This window comes from Bacillus sp. jun7 (assembly GCF_051034795.1).
Taxonomy (GTDB): Bacteria; Bacillota; Bacilli; order Bacillales; family Bacillaceae; genus Bacillus; species Bacillus velezensis.
The window spans coordinates 3,083,995-3,105,343 of the sequence record NZ_CP093219.1 but is presented as its reverse complement, the minus strand read 5'-3'; the positions used below and the strand labels follow the sequence as shown (position 1 = coordinate 3,105,343).

Annotated in this window: 26 protein-coding genes, 1 other RNA gene and 1 pseudogene; 5 read left to right on the top strand and 23 right to left on the bottom strand. The window is 46.8% G+C overall.

From position 1 onward, the window contains the following. Nucleotides 1-7 precede the first annotated feature (7 nt). From MJQ52_RS15255 to MJQ52_RS15225, 7 genes are read right to left on the bottom strand one after another with little or no spacing between them, the layout of a single operon-like run. A complete protein-coding gene (locus tag MJQ52_RS15255; protein ID WP_094247497.1) occupies nt 8-1,015 on the bottom strand; it encodes an LLM class flavin-dependent oxidoreductase in 1,008 nt (335 codons plus the stop codon). Next, a complete protein-coding gene (locus tag MJQ52_RS15250) occupies nt 1,012-1,791 on the bottom strand; it encodes an amino acid ABC transporter ATP-binding protein (protein ID WP_094247496.1) in 780 nt (259 codons plus the stop codon). Before MJQ52_RS15250 ends, MJQ52_RS15255 begins: the two co-directional genes overlap by 4 nt. After that, on the bottom strand, nt 1,788-2,495 hold the full coding sequence (locus MJQ52_RS15245; RefSeq protein WP_070082373.1) for an amino acid ABC transporter permease: 708 nt from the start codon (nt 2,493-2,495) through the stop codon (nt 1,788-1,790). Before MJQ52_RS15245 ends, MJQ52_RS15250 begins: the two co-directional genes overlap by 4 nt. Nucleotides 2,496-2,510: 15 nt before the next feature. Then, the gene (locus MJQ52_RS15240; RefSeq protein ID WP_094247495.1) at nt 2,511-3,233 is read right to left on the bottom strand and encodes an amino acid ABC transporter permease; all 723 of its coding nucleotides are present in this window, start codon (nt 3,231-3,233) and stop codon (nt 2,511-2,513) included. A 22-nt stretch (nt 3,234-3,255) separates the two neighbouring features. Further along, complete coding sequence (locus tag MJQ52_RS15235) at nt 3,256-4,068, bottom strand: amino acid ABC transporter substrate-binding protein (protein WP_015387707.1); 813 nt, start codon at nt 4,066-4,068, stop codon at nt 3,256-3,258. Nucleotides 4,069-4,093: 25 nt separating this feature from the next. Continuing rightward, complete coding sequence (locus tag MJQ52_RS15230; protein ID WP_434181835.1) at nt 4,094-4,906, bottom strand: amino acid ABC transporter substrate-binding protein; 813 nt, start codon at nt 4,904-4,906, stop codon at nt 4,094-4,096. After that, nucleotides 4,903-5,442, bottom strand: coding sequence for a GNAT family N-acetyltransferase (locus MJQ52_RS15225; protein WP_434181834.1), 540 nt, complete (start codon nt 5,440-5,442; stop codon nt 4,903-4,905). Before MJQ52_RS15225 ends, MJQ52_RS15230 begins: the two co-directional genes overlap by 4 nt. A 151-nt stretch (nt 5,443-5,593) precedes the next feature. Between MJQ52_RS15225 and MJQ52_RS15220 the strand changes: the two genes are divergently transcribed. Further along, nucleotides 5,594-6,484, top strand: coding sequence for a LysR family transcriptional regulator (locus tag MJQ52_RS15220; RefSeq protein WP_204529950.1), 891 nt, complete (start codon nt 5,594-5,596; stop codon nt 6,482-6,484). A 38-nt stretch (nt 6,485-6,522) separates the two neighbouring features. Here the strand turns inward: MJQ52_RS15220 and MJQ52_RS15215 are convergent, their stop codons facing one another. From MJQ52_RS15215 to MJQ52_RS15205, 3 genes and pseudogenes are all read right to left on the bottom strand, one after another. Beyond that, entirely contained in the window at nt 6,523-7,317 is a 795-nt protein-coding gene (locus MJQ52_RS15215; RefSeq protein WP_003151697.1) for an SDR family NAD(P)-dependent oxidoreductase, read from the bottom strand. A 114-nt stretch (nt 7,318-7,431) separates the two neighbouring features. Beyond that, nucleotides 7,432-7,737, bottom strand: coding sequence for a barstar family protein (locus tag MJQ52_RS15210; protein ID WP_434181833.1), 306 nt, complete (start codon nt 7,735-7,737; stop codon nt 7,432-7,434). Nucleotides 7,738-7,755: 18 nt separating this feature from the next. Continuing rightward, nucleotides 7,756-8,320, bottom strand: a pseudogene (locus MJQ52_RS15205) (ribonuclease domain-containing protein). 1,374 nt (nt 8,321-9,694) lie between these two features. Here MJQ52_RS15205 and MJQ52_RS15200 point away from each other — a divergent pair. Continuing rightward, a complete protein-coding gene (locus tag MJQ52_RS15200) occupies nt 9,695-9,907 on the top strand; it encodes a hypothetical protein (protein WP_223883537.1) in 213 nt (70 codons plus the stop codon). Here MJQ52_RS15200 and MJQ52_RS15195 read toward each other — a convergent pair. From MJQ52_RS15195 to MJQ52_RS15160, 8 genes are all read right to left on the bottom strand, one after another. Then, on the bottom strand, nt 9,870-10,022 hold the full coding sequence (locus MJQ52_RS15195) for a hypothetical protein (RefSeq protein WP_223883513.1): 153 nt from the start codon (nt 10,020-10,022) through the stop codon (nt 9,870-9,872). The two genes, MJQ52_RS15200 and MJQ52_RS15195, sit on opposite strands and share 38 nt — an antisense overlap. 114 nt (nt 10,023-10,136) lie before the next feature. Beyond that, nucleotides 10,137-10,442: a barstar family protein gene (locus MJQ52_RS15190; RefSeq protein WP_025853841.1), complete on the bottom strand. Its 306-nt coding sequence runs from the start codon at nt 10,440-10,442 to the stop codon at nt 10,137-10,139. Between the two features lie 74 nt (nt 10,443-10,516). After that, nucleotides 10,517-10,879: a transfer-messenger RNA gene (gene ssrA / locus MJQ52_RS15185) on the bottom strand. A gap of 168 nt (nt 10,880-11,047) precedes the next feature. After that, a complete protein-coding gene (smpB, locus tag MJQ52_RS15180; RefSeq protein ID WP_029973572.1) occupies nt 11,048-11,518 on the bottom strand; it encodes an SsrA-binding protein in 471 nt (156 codons plus the stop codon). A gap of 139 nt (nt 11,519-11,657) precedes the next feature. Beyond that, nucleotides 11,658-13,991, bottom strand: coding sequence for a ribonuclease R (gene rnr, locus MJQ52_RS15175; RefSeq protein ID WP_191073217.1), 2,334 nt, complete (start codon nt 13,989-13,991; stop codon nt 11,658-11,660). A gap of 18 nt (nt 13,992-14,009) precedes the next feature. After that, nucleotides 14,010-14,750 carry an alpha/beta hydrolase gene (locus MJQ52_RS15170; protein WP_014305833.1) on the bottom strand — a complete coding sequence of 247 codons (741 nt, stop codon included), beginning with the start codon at nt 14,748-14,750 and terminating at the stop codon, nt 14,010-14,012. Between the two features lie 118 nt (nt 14,751-14,868). Next, a complete protein-coding gene (secG, locus tag MJQ52_RS15165) occupies nt 14,869-15,099 on the bottom strand; it encodes a preprotein translocase subunit SecG (RefSeq protein WP_173612813.1) in 231 nt (76 codons plus the stop codon). Nucleotides 15,100-15,222: 123 nt separating this feature from the next. After that, a complete protein-coding gene (locus MJQ52_RS15160; RefSeq protein ID WP_087920807.1) occupies nt 15,223-15,408 on the bottom strand; it encodes a helix-turn-helix domain-containing protein in 186 nt (61 codons plus the stop codon). A gap of 195 nt (nt 15,409-15,603) precedes the next feature. Between MJQ52_RS15160 and MJQ52_RS15155 the strand changes: the two genes are divergently transcribed. The 3 genes from MJQ52_RS15155 to MJQ52_RS15145 all read left to right on the top strand — a co-directional run bounded on the left by MJQ52_RS15155 (nt 15,604) and on the right by MJQ52_RS15145 (nt 16,869). Beyond that, a complete protein-coding gene (locus MJQ52_RS15155) occupies nt 15,604-16,014 on the top strand; it encodes a helix-turn-helix domain-containing protein (protein ID WP_014418895.1) in 411 nt (136 codons plus the stop codon). A 24-nt stretch (nt 16,015-16,038) separates the two neighbouring features. Continuing rightward, a complete protein-coding gene (locus tag MJQ52_RS15150; protein WP_003151674.1) occupies nt 16,039-16,470 on the top strand; it encodes a helix-turn-helix domain-containing protein in 432 nt (143 codons plus the stop codon). A gap of 81 nt (nt 16,471-16,551) precedes the next feature. Further along, nucleotides 16,552-16,869, top strand: coding sequence for a winged helix-turn-helix transcriptional regulator (locus tag MJQ52_RS15145; RefSeq protein WP_003151672.1), 318 nt, complete (start codon nt 16,552-16,554; stop codon nt 16,867-16,869). Between the two features lie 84 nt (nt 16,870-16,953). Here MJQ52_RS15145 and MJQ52_RS15140 read toward each other — a convergent pair whose 3' ends face one another. From MJQ52_RS15140 to MJQ52_RS15120, 5 genes are read right to left on the bottom strand one after another with little or no spacing between them, the layout of a single operon-like run. After that, on the bottom strand, nt 16,954-18,357 hold the full coding sequence (locus MJQ52_RS15140; RefSeq protein ID WP_434181832.1) for a sensor histidine kinase: 1,404 nt from the start codon (nt 18,355-18,357) through the stop codon (nt 16,954-16,956). Beyond that, nucleotides 18,348-19,010: a response regulator transcription factor gene (locus MJQ52_RS15135; RefSeq protein ID WP_070082382.1), complete on the bottom strand. Its 663-nt coding sequence runs from the start codon at nt 19,008-19,010 to the stop codon at nt 18,348-18,350. Before MJQ52_RS15135 ends, MJQ52_RS15140 begins: the two co-directional genes overlap by 10 nt. A 21-nt stretch (nt 19,011-19,031) precedes the next feature. Next, the gene (locus tag MJQ52_RS15130) at nt 19,032-19,805 is read right to left on the bottom strand and encodes a lantibiotic immunity ABC transporter MutG family permease subunit (protein WP_025853836.1); all 774 of its coding nucleotides are present in this window, start codon (nt 19,803-19,805) and stop codon (nt 19,032-19,034) included. Further along, nucleotides 19,802-20,536, bottom strand: a complete 735-nt coding sequence (locus MJQ52_RS15125) for a lantibiotic immunity ABC transporter MutE/EpiE family permease subunit (protein WP_003151666.1) — start codon at nt 20,534-20,536, stop codon at nt 19,802-19,804. Before MJQ52_RS15125 ends, MJQ52_RS15130 begins: the two co-directional genes overlap by 4 nt. Next, the gene (locus MJQ52_RS15120) at nt 20,533-21,246 is read right to left on the bottom strand and encodes a lantibiotic protection ABC transporter ATP-binding protein (RefSeq protein WP_071392291.1); all 714 of its coding nucleotides are present in this window, start codon (nt 21,244-21,246) and stop codon (nt 20,533-20,535) included. Before MJQ52_RS15120 ends, MJQ52_RS15125 begins: the two co-directional genes overlap by 4 nt. Between the last annotated feature and the right edge of the window lie 103 nt (nt 21,247-21,349).

The window sequence follows — 21,349 nt, the reverse complement described above, 5'->3', positions numbered from 1 at the left end:
ATCCCTCCTATAATTGTGGGGCCGGCTGCACCGCTTCGCTTAACAGCCGGTAAGACAATCGTTTTTCCTCAGCGTTTTTGATAGGCGACAAAATCACAAAATCGGTAATGCTGTATTGAACGGATAATCGTCGCAGCTCGGCGGCGGTCTCTTCTTTTGTCCCGGCAATCACACCCGTCTTTTGTGTGATCAGCTTATATGGCTGCGTGACTTGTTCAAGAAACGCTTCAGCTTGTTCCCGGGAACCGACATTCACCTTTTTGCCGTCTTCGAGAATGATTTTGACCGACTCACGCGATACGACGTGTTTTTCCGCTTCTGCTTTTGTATGTGCGGTAAATACCATCGGCGCAAGGTGAAATTCCGCCTTCGATCCTTTCGGCAGATGCTCGTCAAAGGCGTGGCGCGCTTTTTCTAACGCAGCCTCTTCACCGTTTATGAAATAGGCGAAAACGAAGGAAATGCCGAGTTTGGCCGCGGATATCGCGCTTTCCGCGCTGCCGCCGAGTAAAAAGATGTCAGGCGCATACTCAGTATGCGGCGTCGGCCGCAATGACGCGTAGCGGTGCGAGTCCGAAAAATCATTTCGGATGAAATGAGTCAGCTCCTCAAGCTTTTCTTCAAACAAACGGGCGGGCTGGATAAGCTCCCGCTGCAGCGCATCGGTTGACAGCTGAAATCCGCCGGGCGCTTTGCCGACACCGAGCGCCACACGGCCGGGAGCAAGGGCGGACAGAACCCGGAACTGCTCCGCCACTTTATAAGGACTGTAATGCTGCAGCATCACCCCGCCGGATGCGAGACGGATTTTTTTCGTGCTTGCGGCAAGATACCCCAGAACAATTTCCGGCGCTGATCCCGCTATCTCTTCATTGTTATGATGCTCCGCCGCCCAGAAACGGTCATATCCGTATTGTTCGGCCTCCTGAGCCAATCTCACCGTTTGCCGTAAGGCTTCTTCTGCGGTTTGGTTTTCCGAGGTGACACTTTGGTCTAAAATGCTTAAACGAATCATACGACAGGCTCCTTTATGCGCTCTTTTATGTCATAACCGTAATCAGGCAGCACGCGGCGGAGGAACTTCTTCGTTCTTTCTTTTTTCGTCTTGTGAAAAACTTCCTCAGGCGTTCCTTGTTCCACGATTGCTCCTTCATCCATAAACACAATTTGGTCGGACACTCTTCTGGCGAATTCCATCTCATGTGTGACAATGATCATGGTGGCGCCGGTCCGCACAATGTTAAGCATCACCTCAAGCACCTCGGCGACAAGCTCCGGATCAAGGGCTGCGGTCGGTTCATCAAACAGCATCACATCAGGATGAATGGCAAGCGCCCGGGCAATCCCGACCCGCTGCTTTTGTCCTCCCGACAGTTGATTCGGATAGGCATGCAATTTATCCTGAAGCCCCACCTTGGCCAGTTCCCGCTCGGCAATGGCGTACGCATCTGATTTTTTCATTTTCCTTGCGACCGTCAGGCCTTCCATGACATTTTGAATTGCCGTTTTATGCGAAAACAAATGATATTGCTGAAAAACCATCGCCGTCTGTTTCCTCAGTCTGAGAATGTCTTTTTTGGCAGGCTTTTTGCAGTTAATGACTTCACCGTGCAGCGAAATGGCGCCCTCATCCGGCCGCTCAAGTAAATTAAGGCAGCGCAGAAAAGTGGTTTTCCCGGAACCGCTCGGGCCGATGATGGTCACGACTTCTCCTTTCCGGACACTTAAATTGATCCCCTTTAACACGTGATGACTGCCAAAATGTTTCTGAATGTTTCGGATTTCGATCATAATGCGCCTCCTTGATATCTGGCCGCTCTTTTTTCCGCCAGACTGTTTACTGCTTCGAGAATCAGCGTTAATCCCCAATAAATCACGGCCGCCCCGATAAATGCTTCCAGAAACGCATAGTTATCGGATGCCGCAATCGTCGCCGTTCCTGTAATTTCAGGCACTGCAACAATTGCCGCGATGGAAGTGGTATGCAAAAAGCCGATGCCTATATTGGTGAAGTTCGGCAGCGATATCATGAACGCCTGCGGCAGAATTACGCGCCGAATCATCTGGCCCCGCGTCAGACCGATTGAATATGCCGCCTCCGCCTGCCCCGTATCGACGGCCATGATCCCGGATCGGAGAATTTCCGTCATATAAGCGCCTGCCGTTAATGACAGTGCCATGATGACAAACACGGCGACCGGAATCTGATTGGCCGACCAGCCGAGATGAAACGCGCGGCTGAATTGTTCGGCAATCAGCGGAACCCCTAAATAAATCAGCATGATATGGAGAATCGCCGGGGTGCTGCGGAAAAAAGACACGTAAAACGCTGAGCAGGCCAGCAGCCATTTGATGCGGAATATACGCACCGTGATATTGCCGAGAGCTATGAAAAATCCGGCAATAATCGGAATGACCGTCATCGCCAATGTAAGCGGAACGGTTTTCAACATTTGTTTTATCGCAGTGCCGATAAATGGAATGTCCAGCTCCACTGTTCTCCCTCCTTTTCAGCCGTGCGCACTCATGTCAAAAACCGTCACAAGGCGCGTCTCATCTTTCTTGATTCGTTTTTCGGCCCATCTGAAGACACATTCAAATAAAAGGGCGGCCGCGTAATACAGAACAGAAAGCGAGATATACACTTCAAGAGAATGATTGCTCGATGTAATCAAGGTCTGTCCTCTGCCCGACATATCCATCACCCCGATCGAAAAAGCGAGTGATGTATCTTTTAAGAAACCGATCACCATATTCCCGATGTTGGGAAAGGCCTGCACGAGCGCCTGCGGCAGAATGATGCGCCGGAATGTCTGCCCCCCGTTCAGCCCGATGCTGAACGCCGCCTCCGCCTGCCCGCGGTCGACGCTGTTCACACCTCCCCTGATGATTTCGGCCGCTCTTGCCGCGCTGCTCAGCGCGTACGTGGCGATGGCCGAATACAAAGGGTCCATTTTAGAGGTATCAATTCCGGCGAGCGCCGTGAGCGCCGGAATGCCGTAAAATACAATGAACAGCTGCACCATGATGGGCGTTCCTCTGAAAAAAGAGATATACAGCTTCGCATACTGATTCAAAACGGGAATGCGATAGATGCGGGGCAGCGCCAAAAGCAGCCCCAATAGAAAGCCGAACAGCAAAGACACCGCCAATATATACAGCGTGACGGGCAAATACCCGAGCAATGTCGGCACAAAGGACGCGATCATACTGATATCAAACGCTTTTTCCATTGCCGGTCCCTCTCTTTTTCACTTAATATTGCTCCTTTGAATAATCCGCGCCGAGCCACTTTTCACTCAGCTTTTTAAGCGTGCCGTCATCAATGATTTCCTTGAGCGCTTTATCAATGTCATCGCTCAGCGTTTGTTCATTTTTGTTAAACATAAAGAACACTTTGGCATTTGACAGCACTCCGCCGACCGTTTTTTCTTTGATTGCGCTTGTTTTGTTTTGAAAATCGACAGCAAACGGCGTGGAAATCGTTGCATCAGCGCGGCCGGATTTCAGCTGGTTGGCCGCATCGTTTGAACCTTGACCCGCATAGGCGATTTCAAACGGACTGCCGTGTTTTTCATTCCATTTTTTCAGCACAAGCGCGCCGTTTGACGTCGGACTTGTAATGACCCGCTTTCCTTTCAAGTCATCAATGCCGTGAATGTCCCCGTTATCTTGGAGCACCGTGATTTTCAGCGGGAAGTTGTTATACGCGACTTGATTGAACAGAAATTTTTTCTCCCGTTCGGCGCTTTTCTCCATTTGATGAGCCACGATATCGACTTTATGCTGGCCGAGGCTGACAAGCAGGTTGGAGAAATCCATCGTTTTAAAGGTGAATCGATAGTCCGGCAGGCGTCTGTCAAGCTCTTTCACCAGCTCAACGTCATAGCCCGTCAATTTGCCTTTATCATCAATAAAGCAAATATTCGGAAATTGAGTTCCCGTGCCGACCGTAATGTTCTTCACGTTTTTCTGATTGCCTGATGCCGCCTCCCCGCCCGCGCCGCAGGCTGATAACGCCGCCGTTGCCGCAATTGTTAATGACATGACCGCCAGTCTTATTTTCATGTGATCGCCCCGTTTTCTGCTTCAATTATTTCGTGAAACTTGATTTTGAATAATCCGCGCCGAGCCATTTTTCACTCAGCCTTTTCAATGTGCCGTCCTTCTCAAGCTTTTGAATCGCCCGATCCGTATCGTCCGCCAGGGTTTGGCTGTTTTTATTGAACATAAAATACACCTCGGTATCGAGCAGCACATCACCGACCGTCTTTTGTTTGAACGCGTGCGTCTTATTTTGAAAATCGACGGCAAACGGCGTGGATACGGTGGCGTCAGCGCGTCCTGTCTCCATTTGGTTCGCTGTATCATTGCCGCCCTGCCCGGCGTATTTCAAGTGTATCGGGCTGCCGTGGGTTTTGTTGTATGCCGTCATATAATCCGCCGCATTTGACGTCGCGCCGACGATGACGGTTTTCCCTTTTAAATCCCGGAGCGCGTGTATCGCGTCATTATCCGCCTTCACCGTAATGTACATCGGCGAGTAGTTATACGGGATTTTGTGATACAAAAAGCGTTTCTCCCGTTCCTTGTTTTTCGCCATATTGTGCGCGATCACGTCAATTTTCCGGTTTCCGAGACTTGTAAGCAGATTCGAAAAATCCATCGTCTTAAAGACAAATTTGTATTGGGGCAGCTGTTCATCAATGGCTTTCATCACTTCAATGTCATAGCCGGTCAGCTCGCCTTTTTCATCCATAAAAGCAATGTTCGGAAAATCAGTTCCCGTGCCGACGATAACGGTCTGCACGCCGCTCCCCGCTTTCGTGCTTTCTCCTTGCCCGCACCCGGCCAGCACGCCGAGCAGCAGAAGCAGACAGCCGGCTCTGATCCGTTTTTTTATCATTGCGCCCAGCTCGGTGTGCCTAACAGCGACGCGTCAAACCGCTCCGGTATGAGCACCTTTCTCATCATGACTCCGATGTCTCCGTCTTTCTCCTGCTCAAAATACACTTCATATCCCCTCCGTCTGTACATATCTACAAGCCAGGGATGCTTGCGCGCCGAAGTGCCGAGCGTGATGGCCGGGGCCTTCAGCGTATCCCGCAGCACATGTTCCTCCACATAAGTCAAAAGTTTGCTGCCGATGCCCTGCCCCTTCAGCTCAGGAAGCGTCGCAAACCACCAGACAAACGGATATTTTGACGGAGGCGTGTCACTCTCCCACGGAAAACGGATCGTAATGGTTGAAAGAAGCCGTCCGTCCCGTTCGAGCACGACGGCTGAATGATTTTCAATATTTTCCATTACCATATCGATGTCGGCCCGCGCCGACGGCCAGTCAATCTCCAAATTGCGGATCGGCTGAAACGCGCTGTACAGCAGCTCTAAAAACTCCGGCGCATCCTTTTTCTCAGCCAATCGAAATATGTCTTCACTCATTCCGGTCACTCTCCCCGCAAAAATATATAATTCCAATTTGTTTACTAAGCTTTGATTGTTTATACTATAAAGCAAACTGATTTGTTTGACTAATCAAAAAAAGTAAAGGAAAGGTTCAAGAAAATTAATGAACAGCCGGGAGGGGATTTCGTTGGAATTACGCACCATTAAAACGTTTCATACCATCGTACAGTCAGGCAGCTTTTATAAGGCCGCCGAAATTCTGAACTACTCACAGCCGACGATTTCAATGCGGATTAAACAGCTGGAGCAGGATGTAGGCGCGCAACTGTTTGAACGTGGAAAGAAGCTGAAGCTGACAAGGGCGGGGCGGCTGTTTCATGAGCGGGCCGGGCAGCTTCTCGCGCAATACGAGGTGCTTGACCATACTCTGGCCGATATCAGACAGGGCCAGGCCGGCCTTATTCAGATCGGCATATCCGAACCGACGGCAAGCCTGATCTTCCCTGCCGTGCTGCGGGGTTTCTTAAATGATTATCCGGACATGTCGATCAATGTCAGCGTGGATGATGCCAATACATGCAGCCGCAAACTGCTGGAGGGCGCCATTGATTTTGCGGTATGCGGCGAGCCGGAGCTGATTCTGGAAAATTACTTTGATCCGTTTTTCCATGACTCGCTCAATGTCATCGTGTCCAACAGACATCCCCTTGCCGCCAAAGCAAGCGTTAATCTCGAAGATTTAGAAAATGAATGCCTGATTTTTACGCCCGCCAATTGCCCGATCCGGATTCAAATTGAACAGCACCTGCAGCGGGCCATCGGCAGCAGCTATCGAAAAATGGAGCTGACCAGCAGCATGGCTCACCAATACTATGTCAGGGAAAATATCGGCGTTTCAATCTTTACGGCGACGGCGCATTCAGAACCGATCGAGGGCACGAAGGTCATTCCGATCCATAACTTAACAATTTCACCGCCGGTCGGGCTGTTGACAAACCAAAAAGAAGAGCATTTTGACTGTGCCACAAAAGATTTAATCAGCAGGATCATCAGCCGGTTTCAGCGTGATCCGCATTAAAAAAACCCCCGCTTTACGGGGGTTTTTGTATGTTCATCTTATATAATGCTCCGCACCAAGCCGCCGTCGATCCGCAATGCAGATCCGTTAATGGCAGACGACAGCGGGCTGCTTAAAAAGGCGACAAAATGAGCGATCTCTTCCGGACGGATCAATCGCTGAATGATCGACGTCGGACGATTTTCCTTCATAAATCGTCTCTCCGCTTCAGCCACTGTCAGGTTTTCACCGGGATAAAGCGACTCCAGCATCGTTTCGACGCCCTCTGTTTTCGTGGAGCCCGGCATGACCGTATTCACCGTCACATTCGTCCCTTCCGTGAGCTCGGCCAGACTGCGTGACAGCGACAGCTGCGTCGTTTTCGTAGCGCTGTAATGAGCCATTTCCTGAGAAGGCATGACGGCCGCTTCACTCGCGATAAAAATCACCCGTCCTTCCTTCCGCTCAATCATCCGCTTTGCATACCGGCGTGTCAGCCGCACGCCGCTCATGATATTCACCTCGAAAAACCGGAGCCACTCTTCGTCAGGAATATCAAAGTATTCCGCAGGTTCAAAGATTCCTAAATTGTTGACGAGAATATCCACATCCGGATACTGCTGAAAAATCGCGCCGCATCCTTCCGCCGTGCCTAAATCAAATGCGGCCGGATAGAGACGGGCATCCGGCGTCTGTTTCTCTAGTTCCCGGATCGTTTCGTTTACCTTTTCTTCACGGCGGCCGTTAATGATCACGGCCGCACCTTCTGCAATCAGCGAAGCCGCAATCGCCTTCCCGATGCCTGACGTAGATCCCGTCACAAGCGCCGTCTTCCCTTTCAACTGCAAGTCCATCATCCATTCCTCCCTATCGTAAGTCTCTTCTTATATATGGACAGAAATCGAAAGCCTGAAACCTTCCGTCCCTATTATCGGGTAGAAAAATGGATGAGGGGAAGTACGCACTTTTTAGTGCCTGTCCGTTGTCCCGGCTGACGGCTGATCAATTTGAATGAAAAACTCACCATCTAAATCTGCCTGAGCCTTTTTTAATATCCTTAATACATCATCAGCATCCGAACCCAATTCCTTCTGACTGATCTCAAAATTCTTCCACACCAAAGTCAGCGGATATTCTATCCAGCCTGTCAGACAATCCCATAAGGCATTCAGATTTTCACCATAAAAGTCCGGGAAATCTAATTGATCTTTTAAGATTCGGTGTAATGCTTCTATATTTTTAAAATCGTTACCATCAATAACTACTTTTAACATCAATAAAGTCCTCCATTATTATTTTATTTTATGAAATGTTTTGTAATGATTTGTTGTTTTGTAAATCAAACCATCATTCGAATAAAGCAGCCTGTCACTTCCCCTATACCCTTTAGTATAATTGATATCTGCTTCATGCTATACTCTATTTTTTGCTGCAGGCAAACGGTTGCCCTCGTTCTCAAATATATCTCCACCAATACTTTTCCCTGGTGCTACCTCTGCTAAATTTCCCTTTTTATTTTTCCACCCCAATTTTTTCTGCTTCTGCTTTTGTAATGTAGTTATTCGGCAACTTACCATGTTTGGAAACATAATCAGCTACTTCACTGAAGCTATTCAGTACTTTATTAGCTTTAACACTATTCTCAACATATTTTGATGTTTTGTTAGCCTTTGATACGGTTCCCGCCAATTTTCCTGGAAGCTTGGTTAAATCTCCCCCTACTATACTTAATGCGGCTACTGTTCTATCAAAAGCGGATAGGTCATTTTGGGTAATCAGGTCTTTACCTGATATGGCTTCGCTCCCACCTTTAATATTCGATAAAATTGGAATGAGGTCAGCAGTAACAGAGAACATGCTTTTTGCATTTTTTAGGTTGCCTGCATCATAATGAGAGATATTGTCTATATTAACTTCTATTTTCTTTATATTTTTTTGAGAATTCTCCAATTCCTTTGTTTTTTTATTTAGTTTATTTAATTTCGTAGTCGTTAAACCATCTGAAGAATAATAATGATAATTATAATTCACTTTAGTCTTACCTACAGCATCCAAGTTTTTATCCAGCTTATCAAGTGAATTATTCACATGTTTCATATTTTTGGATACTTGCGAAACTCCAGAATTAATCTGATCAACTGATTTGGTCATTTGCCTTATATTAGATTCAATAGCTTTAAGATTAGCATTCGTCTCGTCTGTTGCTTTATTTAGACCGACCAGTGCATGATTCATTTGATCATAACCATGATTACACTGATCCATGGCTCCTTGCATATCATCTAAGTCCCTATTCATTTCATCTACTATTTTATTCATGTCATCAAGGTTTTTAACCCATCCGTCCATGGCTTTATTCATTTGGTTAACATTTTTTACTTCGCCATCAAGAATAACATTAATTTCATCCATAGCTTTATTACATTGATCTAATGCAGCAACTATTTCATCAATATCGTTACCAATTTCCTTCAAAGTCCGCACAAGAATTTTATAATCATCTACTGCTCTTTGTACTACAGGGATAACCTTAGTTCTTATTAATTTTTTTGCATTTTTAATTTCGTTATCAATAATTTTTTTAACTGCTTTCTTTTTTGTTTCTACCCATTTTGTTTGTTTAAACTTATCTAATTTGTGATACTCTTCCTGAAGCTTTAAAAGCGTATTTAATGCTTTGTCTAAATCAGTAAGATCCTTCTTGTTTATTTCATTTGAAGCAGCAATTGCTTTTTCAGGCTTTATGTAATTCGGTAAATTAATCATTGAAAACATGAAAATAATTAGAATAGCAATTAAGATTTTTTTCACAAAAATGTCCTCCAGATTCTATTATCAATAATAAAGTTAAATTTATAAATTGAGTAAAGCACACTCCACCTTTCCTTTATATATATTTTTTTCAACAATTTAACTTAATAGTTACATCACTAAAATATGGTTTTTTCAACCTATAAAAACCTTGCAGTTATAAAGTTTTTACTTTCATTTAATTAATTTACTAATTATAAGGTAAGAAGTATGAGGATTATTTATCTAATTAGAAGGGAAGGTACACGAAAAAAACCGCAGCGCTGTCATATGCAGGCACTGCGGTTCTGAGTTATTATTGAGGCGGTGAAATTTATTTTAGTTCTTAAAAAGGTATAAAAAAACGCTAAAAAAATAGCGTAAGTTAAAAAACATAAATATAAAGTTTTATATTTTTTATAAAGTACCGCAACAAGTACAATAGATAGTCGATACGAGAAATATTTAAAGCTGTCTGGTGTCAAAAGAATCCTTATTCATGAATTTAGACGCTCTCACGCATCATATTTGATTCATAAAAGATGCAATCCTCTTGTCATTGCTCAGAGGCTAGGACATAAAAATGTGGTGAAAGCGTTAATACATATAGTCACCTCTATCCCTCTGCCACAAAGGAAAAGGTTGCGCTTATGAACAAAGAAATTTTTAAAAAGTGTTGCCACTCTGTTACCGTCCATTGTTGAACCTTCCCGATGCCTGACGTAGATCCCGTCACAAGCGCCGTCTTCCCTTTCAACTGCAAGTCCATCATCCATTCCTCCCTATCGTAAGTCTCTTCTTATATATGGACAGAAATCGAAAGCCTGAAACCTTCCGTCCCTATTATCGGATAGAAAAATGGATGAGGGGAAGTACGCACTTTTTAGTGCCTGTCCGTTGTCCCGGCTGACGGCTGATCGATTTGAATGACAAACCGATTCTCTAACTCTTCCTGAGCCTCTTGAAACAGCTCCAAGACATCATCAGCATCCGAACCCAATGCCATTTGACTGGCCTCAAAATTCTTCCACACCAAAGTCAGCGGAAGTTCGATCCAGCCTGTCAGACAATCCCATAAGGCATTCAGATTTTCACCATAATAGTCCGGGAAATCTAATTGATCTTTTAAGATTCGGTGTAATGCTTCTGTGCTTGTAACATCTTTTCCGTCTATGATGACGACTATCATTCACATTCACTCCTTTATTTCGCATGAAAAAACCGCAGTGCTGTCATGTGACGGCACTGCGGTTCCTCTGTTATGTATGGAGACGGTGGGAGTCGAACCCACGTCCAGAAACATCGATTACTTAAGCGTCTACGAGCGTAGCCTGCATATTTCGTGTTTCACTCGTCTTCATGCCTGCGGGCGGGCCTTCCGAGAGCTAGTCTGTCAGTCTCTTCTTACGTTCTCAGACGGGAACGCAAGCGTAGCCTACTTGGATGTGCTCTTCACAGACACATAGGCAATGTCAGGAAGAGCTCGCTGCGTTTATTAGGCAGCTAGTGCTAAGTTTTGGTTAAAACTTTTAGTTTTGCCAGTTATATTTAGGTGCGTGTTAACGAGATCGCCTCTCGGCTCGCAGCTCAAGCTCGATCCATCCCTGTCGAATCCGTAACGTCCCCTTGTTAAGGGTATACGGGAGATCTATCAAGCTCTTGCTCAACTGGCTGTACTGTTATTATACCATGATCACAGGCAAATTCAATTGGGAATATCTTCAATAAACAGCCTGTGAATCTGATGTGTGAACAGTATAGCACAGGGCATATCATCACATCAAGGCTCAGGCATCAGAAGCCTTTTTGTCTGTCTCTGAACGCTCTTTCGATTTCTCTTTTGGCGTCTTTTCGTTTTAAATCATCACGTTTATCGTATGTTTTCTTCCCTTTTCCGAGGCCGATTAATACTTTGGCGAAGCCGTTTTTCAAATACAGCTTCAGCGGCACGAGGGAATAGCCTTTCTCTTTCGTCAGGCCGATCAGCTTATTGATTTCTTTCCGGTGCATCAAAAGCTTTCTCGTCCGGAGCGGGTCGTGGTTATAGCGGTTTCCCTGCTCGTACGGGCTGATGTGCATGTTGTGGAGGAACACTTCGCCGCGCTCGATTTTCGCAAAGGAATCCTTCATGTTTACGCGGCCGGCGCGGATGGACTTAATCTCCGTTCCCTGCAGCACGATGCCTGTTTCATAGGTTTCTTCTATAAAGTAATCATGGTTTGCTTTTTTGTTTTGCGATAATACTTTGCCTGATCCTTTTGGCATGCCTTATCCTCCTCTCTCCGCAAAAACCGTTCATGTGTGCGATACGCTTTATTTTAGCAAATGGATCGTTCCGCGACAATGAAAATGCGGCTTGCGAAAGAAAGCAAACAGAGCATTATGCCCCATTTGCTTTTCGCATTTACTTCTTCTTTTTGCGTTTTTGTTTCGGCGCGTTTTGGAAACCGCGTTTTTTCTTTTTCTTCTTCGGTTTTGTAAACCATTCCCCTTTTTCCTCCGATTTCGGCGGTGAAGCCGGGGTATTGCTGTTTAACACGCGTTTCCGCGCCGGTCTGCCTCGTTTTCTGCGGTCGCCTGTTGTTTCTCTCGGACGGCGGGTGCCTTTCATGCCGACAATTTCAAAGTCGATGTTTCTCTCATCTTTATTGACGTCGACGACTTTGACCGTGATTTCGTCTCCGATGCGGTAAACGTTGCCCGTGCGTTCACCGATCATGGCGAAATGCTGCTCGTCAAAACGGTAATAATCATCCGTCATAAAGCTGACGTGCACAAGCCCTTCAATCGTATTCGGCAGCTCGACGAACATTCCGAAATTCGTGACGGAACTGATCATGCCGTCAAATTCCTCGCCGATTTTATCAAGCATATATTCCGCTTTTTTCAGATCGTCCGTTTCCCGCTCGGCGTCAACGGCGCGCCGTTCCATCGTTGACGTATGATCAGCGATTTCCGGAAGGCGTTCGGCCCACTTTTCCTGAGTCGCTTCGTCCGATTGTCCGTTGATCAAATACGTTCTGATCAGCCTGTGAACGATTAAGTCAGGATAACGGCGGATCGGCGATGTGAAGTGCGTATAAAATTCAGTCGCCAGCCCGAAATGGCCCAGGCTTTGCGGGTCGTATTTCGCCTGCTTCATGGAACGGAGCATAACCGTTGAAATCACCGTTTCTTCCGGACGGTCCCGCACTTCATCAAGAATGCTCTGCAGTGCGCGCGGATGAATGTCTCCGGCTTTCCCTTTGACGATATAACCGAATGTCGTCACGAACTCCAGAAACTTTTGCAGTTTTTCGGCGTTCGGCTCTTCGTGAATCCGGTAAATAAACGGCACGTTCATCCAATGGAAGTGCTCGGCCACCGTTTCGTTTGCCACAAGCATGAATTCTTCAATCAGCTTTTCCGCTACTGAGCGCTCTCTGATGATGACGTCTTTTACGGCGCCTTCCTCATCGACGAGCACCTTCGCCTCTTTAAAATCAAAATCCACGGCGCCGCGGTCCATCCGTTTCGCCCGGAGAATTTCCGCCAGACGTTCCATGTCTTTAAACATCGGGACGAGCGGCTCATATCTTTCTTTCAGCTCGGCGTCGTCTTCTGTGAGGATCCGGTTGACATCTGAATAGGTCATTCTTTCCGTCGTTTTGATGACGCTTTGGAAGATCTCGTGCTCTGTCACCTGTCCCTGCTGGTTGATTGTCATTTCGCAGGAAAGCGTCAGGCGGTCGACCTTCGGATTTAACGAACAGATTCCGTTAGACAGTCTGTGCGGGATCATCGGAATGACCCGGTCAACCAGATACACGCTTGTCCCTCTTTCCAGCGCTTCTTTGTCAATCGGAGAATTCTCCGTGACGTAATGGCTGACATCGGCAATATGGACGCCGAGCTTGTAGCTGCCGTTATCAAGCTTTGTTACAGTGACGGCGTCATCCAGATCCTTCGCATCCGCGCCGTCAATGGTGACAATGACCTGATCGCGGAGATCACGGCGGTCTTTGATGTCTTTTTCATCGATGGTATCGGGCGTGCTTGTTGCCTGCTCCATCGCTTCAGCCGGAAAATCTCCCGGCAGGCCGTGCTTATGGATGATGGATAAAATATCGATGCCCGGATCATTTTTATGGCCGAGTATTTCAACGATTTCTCCTTCGGCGTTCATTCTTCCTTCAGGGTAGCTTGTCAGTTTGACGACGACTTTATGGCCTTCCGCAGCGCCGTTATTGGCATGTTTCGGAATAAAAATATCACTCGTGATTTTCTTATCATCCGGGATGACAAAGCCGAAGCTTTTTGTTTCTGTGTATGTGCCCACGACGCGGTCGATGCTTCTTTCCAGGATGCGGATGACCGTGCCTTCCTGTCTCGATCCGCTTGACTGGGAATTGAGCCGCACCATGACGATATCTCCGTTCATAGCTGTATTCAGCTCATTCGGCGGAATAAACACATCGCTTAAAGAGGTATCCTCCGGCAATAGAAACGCGAAGCCCTTCGCATGCGCGGAAATTTTTCCTTTTACTAAATTCATTTTTTCCGGAAGCCCGTAGCGGTTGCTTCTGGTGCGGACGATCTGTCCCGTCTCCTCGAGCGCCACCAGCGCTTTTACCAGCTCTTTAAATTCATCGGCTTCCTTGATGTTCAGCATCTCCTCGAGTTCCTGAATGGTAAGGGGCTTGTACGCCTCTTCCTTCATAAACGCGAGAAGACGGTCCATAAACGCTTCTTTTTCCATTATTCGACCTCCTGTTTGTTACCAATCGAGTTTCTCTAAAAATTCGTACACATCCTGATGAACGAGGTCCCGTTCTTTATCGAGCGTAATGACATGGCCTGATTCTTCATACCATTTCAGCTGTTTGTCGTCCGTTTCCACCTCGTTGAAAATGATGTTCGCACTTTCTGTATTAATCATATGGTCATGCCGTGCCTGAACCACAAATGTCGGGGAATAGATCATGTCGACGTTTTTGCGCACATCGGCAATCAGCTCCTGGAGCGATTTGAGCGTATTCATCGGCGTTTTTTCAAACTCCTTCATTTCCTTTTCAATCTGCTCCGGCTGTTTTCCTTCGAATTTTTTATAATTGCGCGCGTAGGAGAGAACTCCTTCGTACATAACCTCTTCACTTTTAATGTGCATCGGCGCACACATAGGAACAATTCCCTTTATGGGTACAGTGTAACCCAATTTCAATGAAAAAACCCCGCCAAGCGACAGTCCGCACGCCGCAATGTTTTCATAGCCTTCAGACCGTAAATACTCATAACCGTCCATGACGTCTTTCCACCAATCTTCAGGTCCCGTATGTACCAGCTCTTCCGGCGGAACGCCGTGCCCTTTATATTGAGGCGCGTGACAAGTGTAGCCGCGCTCATTCAAGTAGCGGCCGAGCATTCTGACGTCTGCCGTATTTCCCGTAAATCCGTGCAGCAGAAGCACCGCTTTGTCTCCGCCTTTAAATGTAAATGGTTTTGGTGTCACAATTTTCATGCTCATAACCCCTTTTTTGCACATTCAATTTAGTTTTCCACAGTTTTGCGAGAAACAAACGCCGTCTCTCAACAAGAAAAAGGCCTGATATTAAATCAGACCTTATACAAACATTGCCTTATACGATATACGCTAGCGAAATCGTCAACACGAAAAACAAGACTGCCAGCACAACGGTTATGCGGTGAAGAATCAGATCAAGGCCCCTTGCTTTCTGTTTTCCGAAAAGCTGCTCCGCCCCGCCTGAAATTGCACCCGATAAACCGGCGCTCTTGCTGGTTTGAAGCAATACGACAATAATAAGTGCAATACTGACGATAACCAATAAGGTAATCAATAATGTGTGCATCCCATACACCTCCAGACTGACTGGCCTACATTGCTTCTATTTTACATGAAAAACAAAGGCATGTCACGCCGTATCGGTGCACATCATGTCAGAAAAACGGAAATGCGTTTGAATCTTCCATTATCATTGACTTTTGTCAACAAAGTCGTAGTAAAAAAGATCTTCAAATTTCATGTCAAAGTAATAGAGCATTTTTCCGATGACCAGCTGGCCCGGCCTCCGCTCTCCATTCAGTACACGGCTCAGTGTGGCGGGAGATATTCCGATCTCCAGGGCGAGCTGGTTTAACGAGTAGTCATTATTGACCATATACTGCAGCACATAATCTCTTCTGATCTGTATCTTTTCGACCACTTTCTTCACCTTCCGTTCTGTTAAATACTTTCTTTCTTATACATAAGATACGGCTTTTGTTAACTTTTGTCAATACTTTTCCAGCCTGGCTATTCCCTTTAGTCAATAAACATACTAGAATATAAATAGACCGCGGGAGGGGGAGAGACTGTGGAAAGCTTCGGGAAACAATTGCGGACATTACGGGAAAAAAGGCATCTGACAGTGAATCAGCTGGCAACGTATTCAGGCGTCAGCGCCGCGGGAATCTCGCGGATTGAAAACGGCAAACGCGGGGTGCCGAAACCTGCAACCATTAAAAAGCTCGCAGATGCGTTAAAAATCCCGTATGAGGAACTGATGCAGACGGCGGGATACATAGAGACCGTCCAGGAAACGAGAGCCCCGTACGACACGGGCTGCACCTTGCTGGAAAAAGCCGAAACGTATGAGCTGCATGATTTATCCCTTTTGGAGCGGGAGAACTGGCGGCACCTGTCGAAAGAAGACTTGGTTCTGCTTGATAAATACTTTGCGTTCTTAGCGGCGGAAGCCAAAAAAAGAACAAATGAAGACTCATGACTTTGCACATGTGAGGCGATCTTATTGAACACATTCGGAAAGCAATTAAGAGAGCTGCGCCGCGCCCGGAAGCTTACCGTCAATCAGCTTGCCGTCTATTCCGGCGTCAGCTCGGCGACCATTTCCAGAATTGAAAACGGGCACCGCGGCATTCCTAAACCCGCGACCATCAGAAAATTGGCGGACACATTAAAAATCCCGTACGAGGAGTTAATGGCGCGGGCCGGACACATCAAGGCATTTCAGGAGGAAATCCGTGAAACCTCCGAAAGCTATCAATCCATCTGCGCCATCTATCAGACCGCCGTTGACAGAGGCGCGGAGCATCTGCCGCTGTTTGACAGCAAAAAGTGGCAGCACTTCACAAAAGAAGATATTGAAAGCGTCAGCAAGTACTTTGATTTTATTGCGGCTGAAGCGAAAAAGCGCTCCCCGGATTCCTCATCCTCTTTTTGACCCTCTCCTCAACTTAACAAGCGCCAGACGTACGTTCCCTCCGATTTTGCGGTATAATAGCAGAAGACGAGGTGAAAAAGCATGAACCAATCAGAAATGTGCCCCAGATTCGAAAAAGCGGTCGACATCCTAAGTAAACGCTGGGTGGCTCTAATCGTCTTTCAGTTATTGAACGGACAGCAGCGATTTAGCGAAATTGAAGCGGCGCTTCCGAATTTAAGCGGAAGAGTCTTGTCAGAACGTCTGAAAGAACTTGAAACAGAAGGTGTCATCAAACGGGATGTTATCCCCGAAACGCCTGTCCGCATTGAGTACTCTTTAACGGAAAAAGGCTGCGCATTAGCCCCTATTTTAGAGGAAATTTCCAAGTGGTCTTCAACATGGATTGATCCTTCCTGATAAACTCTTTTCCGCATAAGCGGCTGATCTCTCAAACGGACAGCCGTTTTTATTTTTGCTTTTCTTATACAGAAAAACAAGCCCTCAGGCGTGCAGGGCTTGTTTTTGTCTGACGCCTTCCAGCGGAATTCGAATCTCCGCCCGGGCTCCTCCAGACTCCTGATTTTCAAGTATTAATTCGCCGTGATGAAGATGTACGACGTGATGGGCGAATGTAAGCCCCATGCCGTGATGCCCCGCCGAATGTCTGCTTTTATCCTCCGTGTAAAAAAGCTGTGTCGCTCTTTTCAGCGCTTCCGGCGAGAACCCGCTTCCGCTGTCGGATACGGCAAGATGGAGGGCGGAATCGGTGCACAGGACGTCCACACGGATTTCCCCTCCTTCCGGCGTATAGTCGACGGCATTTGCCGCGATATTCATGACCGCCCTGTGGAGCAGCTCATGATCGATCGGCGCTTCTATTCGGTCAATTCCCCGTTCGCTGAGGACGAGATCAATCTGCTTCGGCCCCGCAAGCGCCGCCGCATCACGATATATGTTTTGAACCCACTCCTTAAGGTCGGTATATTCGACATGAACATCAACTGCCTCCTCCGCTTTGGAAAGCTGGATCAGCTGTCCGACATAATGCTCGATTTTGTTTCCGGCATCAATGATATACTGCGCATATTCCGCCTGCTCCTCATCAGGTTCTGTTAACTGAAGCAGCTCGGCATTTCCTTTAATGATCGTTGCCGGAATTTTAATATCATGCGCAAGCGCGCCGATTTGTTCTTTCTTTATCCGCTCCGCCTCCCACTGCGCCGCCAGAGATGCCTGAAGCGCGTCTTTCATTTTCAGCAGAGAGTCAATGACATCGTCAAATTCCTTTATACGAGACCTTTTTGGATTGATATTTAAATTCTGTTTTTGAATGCTTGCCGTAATGGAGCTGAGTGTGCTGAAATGCCGTCTCAGCTGATTGGCGAAACGCGTCGTCACGATAAAAACGGTCAAAAGAAGCAAAGTGATCAGAATCGTAAGACCCGTCCATTCATAATTCGGCAGATAGCGCCTTAACAGCGGCGACTGAAATTCCGACCTGAGTGAATATTGGAGAACGCCGTATTCATCTTTCCGATTTATCACCATGAATCCTTTTTGAGCATAATTAAAATACGGCTGATGCTGAATCTTTTTTCTGGCGTTGGCCGCATCTTGTTCCGTCATCGTTCCTTTTGTCATCCGCTTTGTTTTTTTATCAAAAACGGCGTATGTCATACCGTCGGGAATCATGTCTTCTGTTATCTTTTCCGCTGATTTCAGGCCGGGTTTGATCTGTTCCGCCTCATGCTCGCTGTAGTTTGCGGGCAGGATCGCTCCGGCATTCATGGCAATGGCATTTAAGGCGACGCATAATGCCGCCACCCCCATCGTGCTCAGACACAAAGTGATGGTAAATTTGACAAGCTCTTTGCGGATGCTGGATTTTCCTTTTGCTATTCCCATTTGTATCCGACACCCCACACCGTTTTGATCGGATCAGCCCCGTGTTCTTTACATTTTTTCCGGATGGTTCTGATAAACTCCGTAATGGTTGAATAGAGCGCATCGCCGTCCAAGCCGTACACTTCCTCGTAAATCTGCTCCCGTGAGAATGTTCTGTTTTTATGCTGTGCCAGAAATTCAACGATTTTATATTCGTTTTTCGTAAGAGGCAGTTTCCGGTCATCCATCCATACTTCTTTATTGTCAAAATCAAACATGAAGCCTGATATCAGCCGTTTCCTCTGATGCTTTTCCCGCCGTTCCCTTCTGACATGCGCGTTTACCCTTGCCATCAATTCCTGTACGCCGAACGGCTTTGTGATGTAATCATCAGCGCCTGTCATGAGACCTTTCACAATGGATTCTTCGTCAGACTTTGCCGTTAAAAACAGGATCGGGCTGTCCACCAGCGGCCGAATCCTCCGGCAGAGTTCAATCCCGTCCGTTCCGGGCATCATGACATCAAGAAGAATCAAATCATAGCCTTGAAAAAAATCCAATGACTGATCTTCCGCTTTTTCGAGAATCGTTACTGTATGCTGATCACGCTGTAAAATATTTCTGATCAGAACGAGAATATCTTTTTCATCATCAATTGCTAAAATGTTTGCCACCGGCCGAATCGCTCCTTGCCTTTATTCATATGAACGCCGCCCTTCCCATCTTCTGCACCAATAGAGGCCGGCCAGACATAATATCACTATAGAAAAATATAACATTATTTCTCCGAATCTCATATCGTATCTTACATAAGGGAGGAACTCTTTTTTGACTTTGTCAAAATGCAGCAGTCCTGCAAGGCCTGAAAGCCGCACGCTCCATGCCCACGGAAAAAAACGCCAGATGATATCGCCAAGTCCCGTATTCATGAGCGCCGCCATTAATAATCCCGCACCCCCTAAAAGCCCGGACGGTCCCATGCCGTACTGTATGCCGACAAAAAAAGAAATCATATAAAGCGGAATACTGCCGGCAATCAGCCACGCCCCTCCTTTTAAAAAGAGAAGATACGGGAGATCATTGATGTGAAGAACAAATTTCAACCCCGCCAAATAAAGACAGATGGCGAGACCTGCCGATAACACATTCAATAGGAGCAGCAGAAGCAGCTTGCCCGCAAAACTGACGATTTTCGAATGCGGAACCGCCAGCATCATCTGAAAATAACCCGCCTGTTCCTCGACGGAGGCAGACATGCCGCAGACAATACTGATGATTAAAGGGTATAAAACGGCAATCACGTTGAAGAAGACGCTGTACAGCACATAAGGCTCCTGAATCCTTCCATACATCATATATAACAGGAAAAATCCCGCGCATAAAACCGGCGCCGCAACATGCATCCATATGAACGGCGTGCGCTTCATTTTTAATACATCGGCCCACATATATCGTAAAAGCACGGTCATGACCGGTTTCCCCCTTTTGAAAAAGACACTGCGGAAATCAAACTTATTGCGATAAAAGAAAGGATAGAAAGAATAATAGCCGGAAAGATCACGTTTCCGTTTAATAAGCCGCTGTTTGCGGGAAGCGGAATTCCGTTCGGATGGATCCCGAGAATCGGTGACATCACCCGGACTGACCAGCTCCATGGGCTCAGCCACCACAATGAGCCGGACGCCGGCACAATACCCAAAACAAAGGCGGCGATCATATTCACGAGAATGACTGCCGTAAATCCGAACTGCCTGGCAATCCATAAGCACAATGGAATTTCCCAAAGCGTCGTCAGCCATAAAAGGAAGCCTGCTTCAACGCCTTTCAGCTGCAGCGCAGCAATTGCCGGAAATACAAGGCCAAGTAAAAACATGATGATGAAAAAGACGATTTGCGACAGGAGTGAATACAGCGCGATCAAGCTTATTTTTGAGAGCCATATGCTTTTTAAATCTGCCGGCAATGAGTACACCGCGCGGTCATTCGCAGATTTTTTCTCTTTTTTAACAGATAAACCGCACATTAGAGCAATCATGAGCGGCATGAAAATAACCGCCCACCAATTGAACGTGCCCGTCATAAAATAAGCCGTATTCAGCAGAAAAGAAAAAGCCGTGTTCAGAAGCGGGATCAGAATGATCAGCTTTCTGATAAATGTTCTTTTAGATGTAAGATGTTCCGCCTGCATGTACTGAATCATTTCCCAGTCCCCGCTTTCTCCCGTGTTGATTTGACAACCTCCAGAAACAGCCGCTCCAGATCGTCTTCCCGGCTGATTTCTCCCTGATATCCTAAAACGCCGTCACTGATGATTCCGATATGGTCTGCGATCTGCTCGACTTCTGATAACAGGTGGCTTGATAAAATAACCGTCATTCCCTGTCCGGGCAGGGAGCGGATAAATTCCCGCAAATCCTGAATCCCCATCGGGTCCAATCCGTTTGTCGGCTCATCAAGAATTAAGAGCGACGGACGGTTTAATAATGCTAACGCAATGCCGAGACGCTGTTTCATTCCCATGGAAAATTGTCCGGCGCGCTTTTTTCCGGTTCCCGTTAATCCCGTGATTTCCAGCACTTCCGCAATTCTTGAATCAGGCAGTCCGAGCATCACGCAGCGGACTTTCAGATTTTCAGCGGCTGTCAGGTTGCTGTAAAGCGGCGGCGCTTCAATCAGGGAACCGATGCTTTTCAAATCTTCGCGCTTCCATGTATGTCCGTCGAACAGAACCTCGCCGGATGTTTGCTGCAGCATGCCGGTCAATATTTTGAGAGTCGTCGATTTTCCCGCGCCGTTCGGACCGAGCAGGCCGTATATACTGTTGCGTTTAACCGATAGAGACACATCAGCCACTGCCTGTTGTCTGCCGAATGATTTTTGCAGCCGTCTCGTTTCTAAGATGTTGCTCATATGATTACCCCTCTGCTTTGTTATTTGATATGTAAGACTTTACAGCGCAGTTATCAAAATTTAATCAAGAAATCAAAAAAAGCATCCTTCACGCGGAAGAATG

Bases quoted from the DNA above. Each gene is read 5' to 3' on its own strand.
- MJQ52_RS15255 (WP_094247497.1), bottom strand. From the start codon at position 1,015: ATGATTCGTTTAAGCATTTTAGACCAAAGTGTCACCTCGGAAAACCAA.
- MJQ52_RS15250 (WP_094247496.1), bottom strand. From the start codon at position 1,791: ATGATCGAAATCCGAAACATTCAGAAACATTTTGGCAGTCATCACGTG.
- MJQ52_RS15240 (WP_094247495.1), bottom strand. From the start codon at position 3,233: ATGGAAAAAGCGTTTGATATCAGTATGATCGCGTCCTTTGTGCCGACA.
- MJQ52_RS15235 (WP_015387707.1), bottom strand. From the start codon at position 4,068: ATGAAAATAAGACTGGCGGTCATGTCATTAACAATTGCGGCAACGGCG.
- MJQ52_RS15230 (WP_434181835.1), bottom strand. From the start codon at position 4,906: ATGATAAAAAAACGGATCAGAGCCGGCTGTCTGCTTCTGCTGCTCGGC.
- MJQ52_RS15225 (WP_434181834.1), bottom strand. From the start codon at position 5,442: ATGAGTGAAGACATATTTCGATTGGCTGAGAAAAAGGATGCGCCGGAG.
- MJQ52_RS15215 (WP_003151697.1), bottom strand. From the start codon at position 7,317: ATGGACTTGCAGTTGAAAGGGAAGACGGCGCTTGTGACGGGATCTACG.
- MJQ52_RS15210 (WP_434181833.1), bottom strand. From the start codon at position 7,737: ATGTTAAAAGTAGTTATTGATGGTAACGATTTTAAAAATATAGAAGCA.
- MJQ52_RS15195 (WP_223883513.1), bottom strand. From the start codon at position 10,022: ATGGACTTGCAGTTGAAAGGGAAGACGGCGCTTGTGACGGGATCTACG.
- MJQ52_RS15190 (WP_025853841.1), bottom strand. From the start codon at position 10,442: ATGATAGTCGTCATCATAGACGGAAAAGATGTTACAAGCACAGAAGCA.
- smpB (WP_029973572.1), bottom strand. From the start codon at position 11,518: ATGCCAAAAGGATCAGGCAAAGTATTATCGCAAAACAAAAAAGCAAAC.
- rnr (WP_191073217.1), bottom strand. From the start codon at position 13,991: ATGGAAAAAGAAGCGTTTATGGACCGTCTTCTCGCGTTTATGAAGGAA.
- MJQ52_RS15170 (WP_014305833.1), bottom strand. From the start codon at position 14,750: ATGAAAATTGTGACACCAAAACCATTTACATTTAAAGGCGGAGACAAA.
- secG (WP_173612813.1), bottom strand. From the start codon at position 15,099: ATGCACACATTATTGATTACCTTATTGGTTATCGTCAGTATTGCACTT.
- MJQ52_RS15160 (WP_087920807.1), bottom strand. From the start codon at position 15,408: ATGGTCAATAATGACTACTCGTTAAACCAGCTCGCCCTGGAGATCGGA.
- MJQ52_RS15145 (WP_003151672.1), top strand. From the start codon at position 16,552: ATGAACCAATCAGAAATGTGCCCCAGATTCGAAAAAGCGGTCGACATC.
- MJQ52_RS15140 (WP_434181832.1), bottom strand. From the start codon at position 18,357: ATGGGAATAGCAAAAGGAAAATCCAGCATCCGCAAAGAGCTTGTCAAA.
- MJQ52_RS15130 (WP_025853836.1), bottom strand. From the start codon at position 19,805: ATGACCGTGCTTTTACGATATATGTGGGCCGATGTATTAAAAATGAAG.
- MJQ52_RS15125 (WP_003151666.1), bottom strand. From the start codon at position 20,536: ATGATTCAGTACATGCAGGCGGAACATCTTACATCTAAAAGAACATTT.
- MJQ52_RS15120 (WP_071392291.1), bottom strand. From the start codon at position 21,246: ATGAGCAACATCTTAGAAACGAGACGGCTGCAAAAATCATTCGGCAGA.